Origin of the sequence: Myxacorys almedinensis A, assembly GCF_010091945.1 — a bacterium.
Classification (GTDB): Bacteria; Cyanobacteriota; Cyanobacteriia; order Leptolyngbyales; family Leptolyngbyaceae; genus Myxacorys; species Myxacorys almedinensis.
Genome location: NZ_WVIE01000012.1, coordinates 1 through 14,145 on the forward strand (window position 1 = coordinate 1; position 14,145 = coordinate 14,145).

Genomic DNA, 14,145 nt, shown 5'->3' on the forward strand with positions numbered 1-14,145 from the left:
ACTGCCACCAACCGAAGAAGCCGTCGATTGCGATCAACGACAATCTCTTGCTCCCGGCTTAACCCGAACTCAGGTTGGTTAGCTTAACCGTTGGATGACAATAGCCGCGCGGCAACTTGCGCTTTGCTTAACTCGCTCACCAACCGTTTTGCTTGGTGGAGATACAACGGGAACGGCAACGGGGCAGGCAACGCTGCCATTAACGCTCTAGCGGTGCTGATATCGCATCCCGATACTCGCGCGATCGCAGTGGCTCCATCAAACGCAGAATCTTGAGACAGCGCTTTTTGAATTTGCACAATGTGCGATCGCGGCGCTAGCACACCACCTTCGATGCGTTTGAGTCCTTCGATCGGGGCAATGACGACCATGCGATCGCCAACGTGCAGCCGAATATCATCAGAGGGCATCAACCGGGCAGGCTGATCGGCGGCTCGCTGATGCAAAATCGGCACAATACCGTATCCGTAGGCAACTTCTGCTAGCAGCAACCCAACTAGAGTATCGGTAGGCTCGACTCGATATTCTGTCACCAGCAGGGTTTGATTGTTGAGCCGAAACACGCTCAGGATGTTTTCGCCAAAAGCAGCGGCGGCAAAGGCTTCGGCAGCAAGAGCATAAGCGCCCAAAACTCGCGCGGTTGGCAACAGTTTTGCAATGTTTTGCTGAAAGCTGGGCTTAAACGTGCGAATCACCAATGTTGCCGTCGGATTGATGGCTTGTGCCCTCAGCGCAACTTCTAAATTAACAACCTCATCATCGGTGACGGCTAATACGCTTCTTGCTGCCGCCAAATTGACCTTACCAAGAGCAGACTTGAGCGCATCCACAACCAGTGGAATGTGAGCAGGAAGCGCCGGATCAGGGGTGGTTTCATGAACTCCCACAAACGGTTGCTTGAGATCGTGCAGCAGTGTGGCAATGCGTTGCCCAACTCGTCCCAACCCCACTAAAACAACATGATCGTCTTTAGGAATTGGCTGGCGTCGCGTAAATTGAAATCGCGCAACCACTACTCGTTCAGTGAGAATCGCATATAAAATACCAATAAAAAGAGTTCCTGAAACGGTTAATAAAATGCTAAAAACATGAAGCCACCACGGAACTGGAAATGGCATTTCAAGCTGACCAAAAAGATTATCGTATCCGCCCAGCAGCAAAACTAATGAAACATTTAAAGTATCTTGTAGACCAATTTGAGGATACTGAAGTTTATAGAGTATTGAGCTACAGATAAACAAGCTGAGCATCACAATACTACTAACGATCGCAACGCGCTGCGTCTGAGTTCCTTGCCGCCAAACTTGAAGCAGAGCTTGCTCGATCGCGGGTTGGGTGAGGCGAGTTGAGAGGGCTTGCCAAAGCTGTTGAGCCGTCCGAACCGGGCGAGATTGAGCCGAGCGATATGGCTCTGCGGCTTCGATGTAGACGATCGAATCGCCGCTTTCAACCTTTGTATCTGGTTGCCACCCATGAAACGAGAGAGATGATTGTTGCCCCCTGGGGGTGTGGCTCAAAAGGCGTCGCGTATTGGTGTTGAGGGTGTGGAGCAAGCGCCGTTCACACCAAGCGTGCTGAGCCTCAATCGTAATACGCACTACGCGCAAGAGCCGGTCTTCTAGCGTAAAGAAGCCTCTCGTTTCGCCCGCAAGGGCAGCCAGGGCAAAACTGGGGGCGGGGAGTTGGGTCGCCTCAAACGCGATGAAGTTTCCCAGGCGGTTGGTGAGCAGGTCGTTGAGGTTGTCTTGAGCAGAGCGGACAATGATGCGGATTTTAGCATTGAGCGATCGCACCGCAAACGCTGCTTCAATATTCACCCGTTCGTCGCTAGTGACTAGGAGAATCGCTCGATGGCGCTCTAGTTGGGCTTGTTCTAAAACCGCAATCTGGCAGCAATCTCCCACAAAGAATTCATCAATCAAGGTTGGCAATTGAGGAAAGTCCCATTGTTGGATGTCTACCACATCGATCGCGTTGACCAAGACGCCAAACTCTTTGAGAACAGCAACACAATTTTGTCCTAAACTTCCCAGCCCACAGACTAAGAACGCTTCGGCTTCACGGGGTGGCGGCTCTTTCATAGGCTCAGGTTTAATAATGTTGGTTGGTTTAATAATGTTGGTTCAGCAAGATCGATTCAACAAGGTCGATTTGATCATTTTGGGGCAACTCGATGCAAAGCCAGCTTCCTCGCGATCCTACATTTCATCTGATTAATATTCCTGAAGCTATTTGTCTGTAAGAATTTTGCGTTTTTTCAGAAGAATTGTGGGCGATTTTCAAAAAACCATATATTCTGTTGTGGGTCTCTGAAATTCTCCTGATGAAAAGCAAATTGTTCTGATAAAGGATACAACCCTGTTTTAGCAAACCGTTGTTTGTAGTCTTTTCTTTATCCGACGATTACAACCACCGACTACCGACCATCGAATTGCCCCATGTTTCCTCCCCCATTCATTGCCCAACCTGACTTTAACGTTGTCTCAAATTCACTAACCCAAATTGCCCACCATGTCAAAGGACTCGCCCGCGATTCTCACGCATCTCCGAGAGGGCTATCTCCGATTTCCCGGCTTGAGTTTGAGAGTTCGCGCCCTGAGTTTTCGCGCCCTGAATATTTAGCGCCTCACGATGATAGGGGTGCGCCGCGCACCGGAAGTCAACTTTATGCCCAACGCCTCGCCGCCTTGCGAGTGGGCAAGCTGTATACTCGCCTATCGATCGATAGCTTTAGAGAAATGTGGCAGCAGGCAGTAGAGCCGCCAACCTATGAGCAATGGCGAAAATTGCTAGCTTTAGAGGCAAAAGCTGCCGCCGGACGGCAATCGAGCCGCGATCTCTCGGTTTTGCTAGGAGATTCGCTGAGCTTGTGGTTTCCGAGCGATCGCTTGCCGCCATCCCAAATCTGGCTCAATCAAGGCATTTCTGGGGATACAACTCGGCATATTCTCTCGCGGCTGGCTGCGTTTGAAAACGTCCGCCCGACGCGGATCTATGTCATGGCAGGCGTAAACGATTTGAAGTCTGGCGCTAGCGATACAGAAATTGTGTGGAATCTGCAAACCATTGTGCGGCGGTTGCGGGCAGCGCATCCTCAAGCGCAGGTTGTGGTGCAGTCGATTTTGCCAACGCGATCGCTGACGATTGAAAACGATCGAATTCCGGGTATTAATCGGCGGGTGGCAGCGATCGCGCAGCGAGAAGGAGCCGTGTATCTAAATTTGTACACCCAGTTTGTGGCGCATGATGGGGAGATGATGCCAGCTTACACGGTCGATGGCATTCATTTAAGTGCCCAAGGGTATGAGCGGTGGCAAGCGGCAGTGCAGCAGGCAGAATTGCAGATTGCCCAGGGGAGATGATAGGGTTTGGGAGGAGCGTTTTCATAAAACGTTACTGATTTGCGGTAGTAAATCGCATCCCATGGTAAAACCGTTCCTTCCCTCCCAACGCTTTATCGAGACCGAAGAAACCATCGTGCGGCGCGTTCATCAAAACTCGTTGCCCTGGTGCAACCCGGCACTGCGGATTTTGAACTGGAACATTGCAAAAAATAATCGTGCTGCCTTTGGCTCTCATCAGCGAGTTCGCAGTTGGCTCTCTGAGTTTGCCGCTATTTTAGAGCGCTACAATCCCGATTTGATTTTTCTGCAAGAAGTACGGCTCTGTGCCGAGACCCAACACCTAGGCGAACTCACCGACATGGGCTGGAACTTTGCCCCAAACTTTATCGATACCTACCACAACTGTTACGCAGGCGTATTAACTGCGGCTAAAGCCTCGTGTCTGACGCGAAAGGCAGTCAAAACCCAGCATTATGAGCCGGTGACTCAAACGCCGAAAGTCTCGCTTGTGGTCGAGTATCCGTTTCCCACCTCCGCGCAAACCCTGCTCACGATTAATTCTCACTTGATTAACTTTGTAGATTTGGCAACGTTTAAGGCGCAGTTGCACGCCTTAGAAGGCGCGATCGCACCTCATACAGGTGCCATCATTTTCTCTGGCGATTTCAATACATGGAATCGATCGCGCTGGCTCATGCTGGCTGGCATGGCAGGTCGGCTAGGGCTAACCCAGGCTAAATTTCCGCCAAAAGATGCCCAAAATATCAAGCGCTTTTTGCTGTCTCCGCCCCTCGATCACGTTTTTTATCGAGGGTTACATCAAAATATGATCCACGCCAAGGTTCTCAATCATGCCATCTCATCCGATCATAAACCTATGATCGTTGAGTTTTCAGGTGAGATGTGAACGAACTATCGCTGTTGAGCATCCTAGTCGTGGGGGTGCATTTGGTCGGAATTGCCAGTGCTGCCCATGCGGTGATGAATGTGCAATCGTCGCGGGGTGCAGTGGCGTGGAGCATTTCGCTGGTGACATTTCCGTGGATTGCCATCCCCCTGTATTGGATCTTTGGCAGAAATGAGTTTCAGGGATATGCCGAAGCTCTGCGAAGTGCGTTTGTTGAGCATCAAGACATCGCCCATCAAGCCTATCAAGAACTGCGCCACCACACGACGACATCAATTCCTCAACCCCTTGCCTCGTTAGGAGAATTGGCAGACCGAGTTGCTGCCATTCCGTTTACTTCTGGCAATCAGGTTGAACTGTTGATCAACGGTGATGAAACATTTGCGGCAATGCTAGCGGCAATTGAAGCGGCAACGGATTACATATTGCTACAGACTTATACGTTAGGTGATGATCGAGTCGGGAACGCGTTTCGCAGGGCGTTAGTTGAGAAAGCACAGCAGGGCGTCAAAGTATATCTACTTTACGATGGCATCGGCACTCGAAAATTATCGCGAATGTATCGCCAATCGCTGTTGCGGAGTGGCGTGTTAGTTAATGTTTTTAAGAGCACAAAAGGCAAGTGGAATCGCTGGCAAATCAATTTTCGTAATCATCGCAAAATCTTGATCGTCGATGGTGCGATCGCATTTGTGGGTGGCTTGAACATTGCAGACGAATATATGGGTTACAAGCCGCCTTTAAGCCCGTGGCGAGATACCCATCTGAGTGTTAGAGGGGCAGCCGTGCAGTGTTTGCAGGGCAGTTTTCTGGGCGATTGGTATTGGGCAACGAGAGAAGTTCCTGAGGTAAGTTGGGAGGTGCTACCGCGCCAAGGCATCGATCAAACCGCTTTTGTTTTACCAACCGGGCCTGCCGATCGCTTACCAAATTGTATGTTGTTTTTTGTCAATGCTATCAATCAAGCCAAGCATCGGCTTTGGCTAGCAAGTCCCTATTTTGTGCCAGATGATTCGTTTCTTGCTGCCCTCAAATTAGCCGCCATTCGAGGGGTGGATGTGCGAATTTTGTTGCCTGAGCATCGGGATCACTTTTGGGTTTATTTTTGTGCCTTTTCGTATTACGAAGAAATGCAGATGGCTGGCGTGAAGTTTTATCGTTATCAGCCTGGGTTTATGCATCAAAAAGTGATGTTGATTGATGATGCGATCGCAGCCGTTGGCACGGTGAATTTAGACAACCGATCGTTTTTTCTCAACTTTGAAGCATCGGTGTTTGTGCTGTCGCAGCCGTTTATTCAAGACGTTGAAGCCATGCTATTGCAAGATTTAAAGCAATGCTGCTTGGTGGAAACGTCAGAGAAAACGCAACCTTTGTGGCTCAGATTTACAGCGAGAGTTGCTCGATTGTTGGCTCCGGTTCTGTAATTTGTAGCTGATTTTGCTGCGATCGCTAAGGCTATTTTGCTAAACGAACGGATATTACAATGCTGAAGGCAACTCTTGTGAATACAGGTGAGTACGATAGTTGCCTTTCACTATCTGCCGTTCGATATCTGCTGGAGTGATAGTGAAAAATTGGCTAAGCCCAAAGGATAATACGCAGATCAAAAAATACCAACATAAAAACGTGAATGCTATGGAGAAATAAATATCAACGTCATTGGCTCGCTTTACCAAGGTTAAATTTAGCACTTCCTAAACGCTAGCTGATGGTTAAAGCCTTACAAAGGAGAAGCAATTCAAATCAGTCTTTGTGAGGATATAAACAGAACAGACAGTAGGCTTACTATAAAAAAGTGCACTTTATAGGAAAGCATTCTATGGAAAAGTCTTGAAATCTAACAAGTTGCGATCGCACTAAACAAATAGCTAAACAAATAGCTAAATAAATAGCTAAATAAATAGCTAAATAAATGGGTAAGCAACTGAATGGGTGATGTATAGATTGACTAAAAAATATGGACTCTAGCAAACTTTTAGAACGCTATGCTGAAGGGCAGCGCGATTTTCGCCAAACGGATCTCACAGAGGCGCGGCTTAGCAACGCGAATTTAAGCAACATAAACCTAGCCGAAACAAATTTAGAAAGGGCGTCGCTCAACGGCGCTAATCTTTCTCACGCCAATCTTCGTGGCGCAAACCTAAGCGGCGCTGACCTATCGCATTCCAATCTTTGCGGCGCAGATTTACAAGGAGCCTATTTAGGCGCAGCCATTTTATTTGGCGCAAACCTAACAGGAACTCAGCTATCAGGAGCCGACTTCCGATGGGCATCGTTAATTAATGTTGTTCCCAAGGATCTTGATCTGAGCGAGGTAACGCTGATTCGCACTGTGATGCCTAGTGGAGGCGTTGCAGAAGCCTAGCAGGCTTCCCTGGTAACGCAGAGAAACGTGACGCACAGAGCCAAAGTTAGAGTGTGCCCTAAAATCGCAGAGAAGGGTTGCTTTGAGCCGCCTGAAGCGTTCGCATGGTAGAAAGAACTTCTGCCTTTGTCATTCCAGTTTGAATGCTAGGGTTATATAACATCTGAATTAGGGCTTTGTCGATGTCGGCATACTGAGTTACGTCTGTCCAAGGCTGATAAAACATGCTGTTTGAATATCGCTCAGAGTCGCGCATTAGCCCAAGCGACTGAGTTAGTTCTTCGCGAATCAGATGCGATCGCTCTTTTTGCGTAACATCTCGACTGTTAATTAACACATTTGCTTTATAGATTCTGCCTGTTGCATCCCAACTCGTTGCAAAAAAGCCGAAATTGGTTGGCACATAGCGAGGCTCATAGCTACGAAATTGTGATTCTGGCACAAAATACATCGTGATGTTTGGATTATTCTGAACAAGTTGTAAGCGAATTGCTCCACCCGTTAAAGCATTCAATTCATCGATCACTGTATTTAGTGTTGATAAATCTGCTGGCGTTGGCGTGCCAAAATATTGAACTCGAACATCACCTTGCCATTTGCGAATCTTAGGATTTGCACCTGCACCATATTCCGAACCCAGCGCAATTTCCATGAAGTAATTAATTTGCTCTTGGGTGAAAATAGTGCCATAGTTTGGCATTGTTTCTCTAGCCCCAGAAGGTGCTAGAGGCGGCGCGATCGCAGGTTGAGGGAAAATATCTACAGAGCGGGTTGCAACTTGGCTAGCAGGCTGATCGATGGCAGATTGGCTTGTTGGCAGGGGTTGATTGACGCGAGGCAGAGTCACGGTGGGCAAATTTACAGCGGCTCGATTGATGCTGGGCGGAATGATGCTGGGTTGATTTGCCACAGATTTTGGGTCTCGAATCAGGTCACTCCGCACCCAACCCAACACGCCAGAACGATTGAATTTGACATAGTACCAAAGCCATTGATCGTCGCCGTGCTGTTGTTGCAAAATTTGCACGCGATCGCCAGCAAAGCCGTAGTGAAGCGCCTGCGATCGCACCGATGGATTAGCTCGAACATTCACCATACTGCCGCGATCGCTCGTCACCAACTCGGCAGAACGGGCAGCATTCGAGAGGCTACGCAAGCCTAGCCCTGAAACAACGGCTGAAGCAATTCCCATAAAAATAAGACCACGGCTCGCAGCTTGAACAGCGCTGTTCCAGTTCATTGTCTGAGTTCCTTGCACGAAAGGGTAGAAGTGAGAAGACGGTTTCCTATAAGATTCCCCTGCACATTCTTCTACGATCTAAAGCAATGATATAGATCAAATGTACTGTATTTATAGATGCCGTCACTCTCAAAAGATAAATCCTCTCTATTGGACTCCTGATCGGGACAAATTGATCACTTCATCCGAAATTTAAATCGATCGCAGTGAAGTTACTCAATTTGTTTCTCAAGAAAATTGTGGCAAATACGGTTCTATAAAATTCTGTAATGTGCTTTCTGCAAAAGAAAAGACTGACGTTTTATTCATCAGTCAACAAAAAGCAATTGAGGGGATGGGTTAGGCAAGATTTTAGGCGATCGCATTAGTAAAACTTGTCGGTAAGCAAAGGAATGAAATGGCATTTGCCCGCACCAAATCGCGAGAACGTATCCTCACGGTAGGTTCAGCAATAGTTGGCGAACCGCTCCAACCGCCAGAAAGAATTGATGCGATACTAAATTAATCTGTAAATGCTACAGATGTGCGACCTCCCCTAACCCCTCCTGACCCAGGGGAGATGCCGTAGGCAGGGGGTTCCAGGATCTGTCGCAGTGAAAAATCAATTGGCTACGAGAAGATTGATGCGATCGCAACAGTGTTGGGTAGCTAGCGGCTCACTCGCGCTTTTTTACAGCGTATAGGTCAGGTTGTCAACAATCATCCCCGGAACCCAAACGCCGCCCAAGTTTCGGTGCTCGTAGGTGCCAACGTCTGGAATGAATTCTTGAACGTTTGTTAAGGCAACCAAGTTTTCACCCCAAAACTGATACAAACTGTCATCAAACCGTAGGTTTTCTATCGGGGCAACAACCTCACCGTTTTCAACCCAAAAGCAGGCATATCGCGTCATCCCGGTAATACGACCCGTGGGGCGATCGCTCCAGTTTAAGTAGTGCAGGTTTGAGACATATAACCCGGTGTCGAGTTCGGCAAGGATGCGATCGCTCGGCAAATCCCCAATGGCAAGTTCTGGCGATCGCAGCCCTTCGTCGTGGGTCGCCCCATTTGCGTTGAGGCTATACTCTTTAGCAGTTTTAGACGAAATCAGCAGGGTGACTAACTCTCCCGCCACGATCAGCGGCAGTTCTGCGGGTGCCACTTCGCCTAACTCATTAAATCGAGGAACCAACCCTTGCGTAAAGTTCTCTTTGAGGTGGAACTTCGGCGACAGTTTTTTCTCACCCCGACGCAGCGCCGCAAAGCAACTTCCGCCTTGCCGATAGGAGGCTTCACTCACGCCGCCCCACGAGAGCATAGCCACTAATTCTGCTACGGCAGCCGGGGCTAAGTAGGTGCGATACTGTCCGCGCTGCATGGGTTTTGCCGCTTTCGTTAGGCGGTTTAGCTGCTCTCTAGACTGCTCAATCTTAGCCGTGTAAGCCGACTGATCCCACTCACTCCCGGCGATCGTGCCTTTCACAGCTTGCCCCTGGTCGGTAAACAAAGAATAGTCTAGAGAATAGGTATCGGTGGCAAACCAGTGTTTTTGCCCCATCGAATCGGCATAGCCACGAATCACGAGTCCGGCGGAGTAAATGCCGGTGAAATCGAGGTCTGCTACTGCCGGAAGAATGGTTGAGGGCACCCGTTCTGTTGCCAGTAACTTGCCAGAGTGAAGTTCGCGGCTGGTTTCGCGCCCAGACGGCAAGATCAAGTAAGGATTTTCGGGCAGTTGAGCCACTTCCTGCCGCAGGGCATAGAGCACCTGTTGGGCTTCCTGCCGATCGATGTCTACCTCTCCGGTAAATGGAAAATCTTGATAACTACTGCGCTGATCGTGCATCAGTTTCAGGCGCAAAATGCCATCACAGACCGTTCCAGTTTGCCTGACTCTGGCGTGGTTAAACCGCGTAAATTGGCTTTGTTCGCTGGTTAGAGTCAGGGTAAAGTGTTCGCCAGGGTTTAACCCCGATCGTAGCTGCTCTACCACTGTATTAAAACTCTGTTCCAATGCCCCCAGTTCTACCGTCGTCATGCCCCGCCCCCAAACACTTCAACATTGGCAAACCGGGCAACCGGCGACCCATGCCCCACCCAAATACATTGATTTGGCTCTCCTTTGCCGCAAAACGGTGTGCCATACATCTGCCAGGTGCTGCGATCGCCCACGGCAGCAAGGCTGCTCCAAAATTGGGGCGTGATGCCACGATAGTTAGGATTTCGCAAGGTTTTGCCCAGTTTGCCATTTTCGATTAGCTTGGCATATTCGCAGCTAAATTGAAATTTGTGACGCTGATCGTCAATCGACCAAGAGCGGTTAGCTTCCATGTAAACGCCGCGATCGATGGAACCAATTAGGTCATTAAACGAGCAATCCCCAGGTTCAAGATTTAGGTTTGCCATCCGATCAATGGGCGGACGATTCCACGAGGCGGCTCGGGTGCAGGCAACACCAGCAACGCCACTTCTGCCCTGGCTTTCAAGACTTCCTAACCCCCGTTGCAGCACGCCGTTTTGAATCAAATATTCGCGGGTGGCAGGCGCTCCGGTGTCGTCAAACCCATAGCTAGCTAGCTCACCAGACACCGTAGGATCAAAGGTGATGTTCATCAAGGGCGACCCATACACCAGAGTGCCAAAATCTTGAAGCTTCACAAAACTGCCGCCAGCGTAGTTTCGCTCATCCCCTAAAATGCGATCGAGTTCTAGGGGGTGCCCAATGCTTTCATGGATTTGCAGCAGCATTTGGTCGGGCGATAACACTAGCGTTGTGGTTTCTGTTGGGCATTCTTCGGCACTCAGCAACTCTACCGCTTGTTCTCCCACCTGCTGGACTCGATCCCACAGGTGAGGCGTGATGAAATATTCCATGCCGCCTTGGTAGCAGTGGGCCAAAAAGCCGTTGTTAGACCGGCGCTGCACGATCGCGCCCGCTTGAGCCGTTGCCGCATAATCGGTTCCGATCCGCAGAAAGTTTTGATAGACCTCCGACCCGTTGCTGCTGACAAACCACGATTCGGTTTCGGTGGTGATGGCAGTGGCAGTGGTTTGGACGATGGCATCCGACCGTTTCAGCGTGTGGCAGATGTTGATCAAGACGTCGTTGATCTCCCCCGGTGACAGCACATCAAACGGTTTCACCCTGGGCGAATGGTATTGCCCGACTACAGGAGGACGCGCCGAAAGGGGAGTGGGGTGAATTGCCCAGTCTTTTGCTGCGATCGCATGCTGGTAAGCAGCTTCTGCCGCCGCCCGCACGCTCTGGGCGCTGAGCAAATTAGTCGCCGCATAGCCAATTTGTCCCTGAACGAGCACTTCCACCATCACGCCAGAGGTGCTAGAGGTGCCATTTGTTTCAGGCATTCCATCGCGGGCAGAACGGTGAGTCGAGGCTTCCCGGGTTGCTCTTAAGCCGACCCAATCTGCGGGAATGTCGAGGGTTGAGAGCAAATGTGTGAGTTTTGTAATCATCGATCCCGTCGGCATAAAACAAAGGTTAGATTTCCCGTTCTGGAGAATTTTATAAGAGAAGACTGACCACAGAAGCTGTGAAGTCAACTGTAATGGTGCGTGATTAATCGGGTGTTCTTCTAGTTTAGACGCGATGCCAGAGGGTGAGACCCCCCGGTTTATCAATTAGCTGAATGCCTTGAGCCTGCAACTCATTGCGGATGCGATCGGCTTCGGCAAAGTTTTTGGTTTTCTTGGCTTCGGTACGCTCGGCGATCAAGGCTGCGATCGCGGCTTCAGACAGCGAATCTGCCCGCTCCTGAGACTCTGGCTGCGCTTCGAGACCCAGCACCCCGGCAAGGTCTACCAAGGTTAGCCACTGCGACTCTAAAACGGCGGTGGGGTCGCCTGCTGTGCCTTCATGAATCAGCAAATTTCGGGCGCGCTCTAGCTGTTTTGCCAAACCAAAGAGCACGGCTAACGCACTGGAGGTGTTGAAATCATCATCCATCGCCGCTCGAAAGTGCGCGATCGCATCGGCTTGGGGAGCGACGTTGCCTGCCCAACCCAAGCGATCGCCATACTCACCCCCAAACCGCAACCCATCTTGAAGCACCGCCCAGCCATTTTGAGCGGCGGCAATGCCCTCATCCGTAAAATCGATCGGCTTGCGATAGTTGGCTTGCAGAATAAACATCCGCACTGCCATCGGGTCAGGCGCATTGGGCGCATCGAGCATCTGACGAATAGTTGTGAAGTTACCGAGAGATTTAGACATCTTCTCACCATTGACATTCACCATACCATTGTGAAGCCAATACCTCGCTAACGGTTTCCCGGTCACGGCTTCAGACTGGGCAATTTCGTTTTCGTGGTGCGGAAAAATCAGATCGTTGCCGCCCGCATGAATGTCGATCGTCTCACCCAAACGGTCTCGTACCATCGCCGAGCATTCAATATGCCACCCCGGACGCCCATTCCCCCAGGGTGACTCCCAAGCAGGCTCTCCAGGCTTTGCCGATTTCCACAGGGCAAAATCCGCGGGGTCTTGTTTTTGGGCGTCTTCTGGTTCAGACACGCGCCCACTCGCTCCTGTTTGGCGCTCGTCTACTTTTTGCCCCGAAAGCTTACCATAGTCAGCAAACTTTTTCACTGAGTAATAAACATCACCTGCGCTCGGATAGGCAAAGCCTCTGGTTTCAAGTTCGTGAATCAGGCGCTTGATGCCATCGAGGGTATGGGTTGCCCGGGGATATTCGTCAGCCTCTTTGACATTAAGCCTCGCCATATCTTCAAAGTAGGCTTGGATGTAGCGTTCTGCCACGGCTTCCATCGTTGATTTTTCTTGCCGCGATCGCTTCAAAATCTTGTCGTCGATGTCAGTAAAGTTTTGGACATAGCGCACCTCATAGCCCCTCCAAACCAAATAGCGCCGCACGACATCCCACACCACACACGCCCGCGCATGTCCGACATGGCAATAGTCGTATACCGTAACACCGCAGTAGTACATTCGGATTTTTCCGGGTTCTAGCGGCTCAAACGGCTCTAAGCGACGGCTGAGCGTATTGTAAAGGCTAAGAGGCATGGCGCTAAACAGGGTTGAGGACGTAAGGAATAGTTGAGCGGGGGACTACTCAGCAAGCCGATCGTTCTTTAAACCGATGCGGCGTCATGATAATAGTCTAAACATGTAAATATAAACCAAATCGCTAAGGCAACTTCCCAGATGTGATCTAGCGGCACTATGCCGCTAGAAAACCCATCATTGACATTCCAAAATTCTGAGGGGTGAATATCCCTCAACATTTCGACTATTCTGAGGGACTTTGAACATGGCAAAAATGTAGTTTACATGTACTATATTAAATGGGGACGTGAAATTGGCGACCTGCCATCTCGTGCGCTCAACCGGTTCAACTCTATATACAATAAACCAGTGAGAGAAAAGCGCTCAAAGCCTAGATGCTGAGTGCCATTGTGCTAAACAGTTGTGTGCTAAACAGTTGTAGTAACCAAGAAAGATTAACCGAGAAAGATAGTAACCGAGAAAGAGGCAGAAGGCAGCATGGCGATTATTGCCCTCAAAGCGTGGTATCTAGAACAGTACGAACCCATCCGGGAGCTAGAAAAACGTCCCCACGATATGAGACTCAGCAAAAATAGTTTGCTGAAATCAGGGCTGCGAGCCGATTTTTTAGAAGACAGTTCAGAGGTGAAGCAGTCAGTTTGGTTTCAGCGTTACTTAGAGGGTGAAAGCGTTGAGTTTTACATCGAAGGCAGCGGCGGATACGCCATTTCCAATATCGATCTTTCGAGCCACGAGATTTATTTTTCCAAACAAGAAGTTTTAGCATCGCTAGAGCCAGAAATTTTTCTGTGCTACCAAAACGAGTTCTCAGAATCGAGCGAACTGCTGCGCGATGAGTTAGTCAATATTATCGATAGTTTGAATCGGCGATCGCGCCTCTCCCTCACCCTGAAAGAATCTCATCGGCTCTCAGAAGGCCCAATTCGGCTTAACAGCAGTTTGATGCGATCGCTGCGTCAATGCCTTTTATTTGTTGCCGATGGGACGGCAATTGCAGAGATTGCCGGATCGCCGTCCTTGCTCATTCCCAGCCCAAATGTCTGTGTCGAAACAGGATATGCCCTACAAGCCAAGCGCACCGAGCAAATTTTGCTCGCTCAGATGGAGCGCTCAGACCTGCCGGGGCAGTTTCCGTTTGATCTGCCTAGCCAACATCGATTGGTCTTTAAAGACAAAGCCCAACTGCGGAAACTGTTGCCGAAAGCGATCGAAGCCCAACTGCAACGATTTAATCTATTTTCCTAACTCTGCTCCTTTAAGAAA

Annotated in this window: 10 protein-coding genes; 5 read left to right on the forward strand and 5 right to left on the reverse strand. The window is 49.7% G+C overall.

What is annotated here, in order from left to right; genetic code table 11:
• Nucleotides 1-83: 83 nt before the first annotated feature.
• Nucleotides 84-2,081: an NAD-binding protein gene (locus tag GS601_RS11750; RefSeq protein ID WP_162423485.1), complete on the reverse strand. Its 1,998-nt coding sequence runs from the start codon at nucleotides 2,079-2,081 to the stop codon at nucleotides 84-86.
• A 357-nt stretch (nucleotides 2,082-2,438) separates the two neighbouring features.
• On the opposite strand from GS601_RS11750, the gene GS601_RS11755 reads away from it, so the two are divergent.
• The 4 genes from GS601_RS11755 (at nucleotide 2,439) to GS601_RS11770 (ending at nucleotide 6,619) form a co-directional block, all read left to right on the forward strand.
• Nucleotides 2,439-3,362: a GDSL-type esterase/lipase family protein gene (locus tag GS601_RS11755; RefSeq protein ID WP_162423486.1), complete on the forward strand. Its 924-nt coding sequence runs from the start codon at nucleotides 2,439-2,441 to the stop codon at nucleotides 3,360-3,362.
• Nucleotides 3,363-3,423: 61 nt separating this feature from the next.
• A complete protein-coding gene (locus GS601_RS11760) occupies nucleotides 3,424-4,251 on the forward strand; it encodes an endonuclease/exonuclease/phosphatase family protein (RefSeq protein ID WP_162423487.1) in 828 nt (275 codons plus the stop codon).
• Nucleotides 4,248-5,678 (forward strand): cardiolipin synthase, encoded by a 1,431-nt coding sequence (gene cls / locus GS601_RS11765; protein ID WP_162423488.1) that lies wholly within the window; start codon nucleotides 4,248-4,250, stop codon nucleotides 5,676-5,678. The genes GS601_RS11760 and cls overlap by 4 nt, the downstream gene beginning before the upstream one ends.
• A 533-nt stretch (nucleotides 5,679-6,211) precedes the next feature.
• On the forward strand, nucleotides 6,212-6,619 hold the full coding sequence (locus GS601_RS11770) for a pentapeptide repeat-containing protein (RefSeq protein WP_162423489.1): 408 nt from the start codon (nucleotides 6,212-6,214) through the stop codon (nucleotides 6,617-6,619).
• 58 nt (nucleotides 6,620-6,677) lie between these two features.
• Here the strand turns inward: GS601_RS11770 and GS601_RS11775 are convergent, their stop codons facing one another.
• From GS601_RS11775 to cysS, 4 genes are all read right to left on the reverse strand, one after another.
• A complete protein-coding gene (locus tag GS601_RS11775; protein ID WP_162423490.1) occupies nucleotides 6,678-7,859 on the reverse strand; it encodes a DUF2927 domain-containing protein in 1,182 nt (393 codons plus the stop codon).
• A 670-nt stretch (nucleotides 7,860-8,529) separates the two neighbouring features.
• The gene (locus GS601_RS11780) at nucleotides 8,530-9,876 is read right to left on the reverse strand and encodes a TldD/PmbA family protein (RefSeq protein ID WP_162423491.1); all 1,347 of its coding nucleotides are present in this window, start codon (nucleotides 9,874-9,876) and stop codon (nucleotides 8,530-8,532) included.
• Nucleotides 9,873-11,327, reverse strand: coding sequence for a TldD/PmbA family protein (locus tag GS601_RS11785; RefSeq protein ID WP_238393232.1), 1,455 nt, complete (start codon nucleotides 11,325-11,327; stop codon nucleotides 9,873-9,875). The genes GS601_RS11780 and GS601_RS11785 overlap by 4 nt, the downstream gene beginning before the upstream one ends.
• A 109-nt stretch (nucleotides 11,328-11,436) precedes the next feature.
• Nucleotides 11,437-12,879 (reverse strand): cysteine--tRNA ligase, encoded by a 1,443-nt coding sequence (cysS, locus tag GS601_RS11790; protein WP_162423492.1) that lies wholly within the window; start codon nucleotides 12,877-12,879, stop codon nucleotides 11,437-11,439.
• A gap of 480 nt (nucleotides 12,880-13,359) precedes the next feature.
• Between cysS and GS601_RS11795 the strand changes: the two genes are divergently transcribed.
• The gene (locus GS601_RS11795; RefSeq protein ID WP_162423493.1) at nucleotides 13,360-14,127 is read left to right on the forward strand and encodes a hypothetical protein; all 768 of its coding nucleotides are present in this window, start codon (nucleotides 13,360-13,362) and stop codon (nucleotides 14,125-14,127) included.
• Nucleotides 14,128-14,145: the final 18 nt, after the last annotated feature.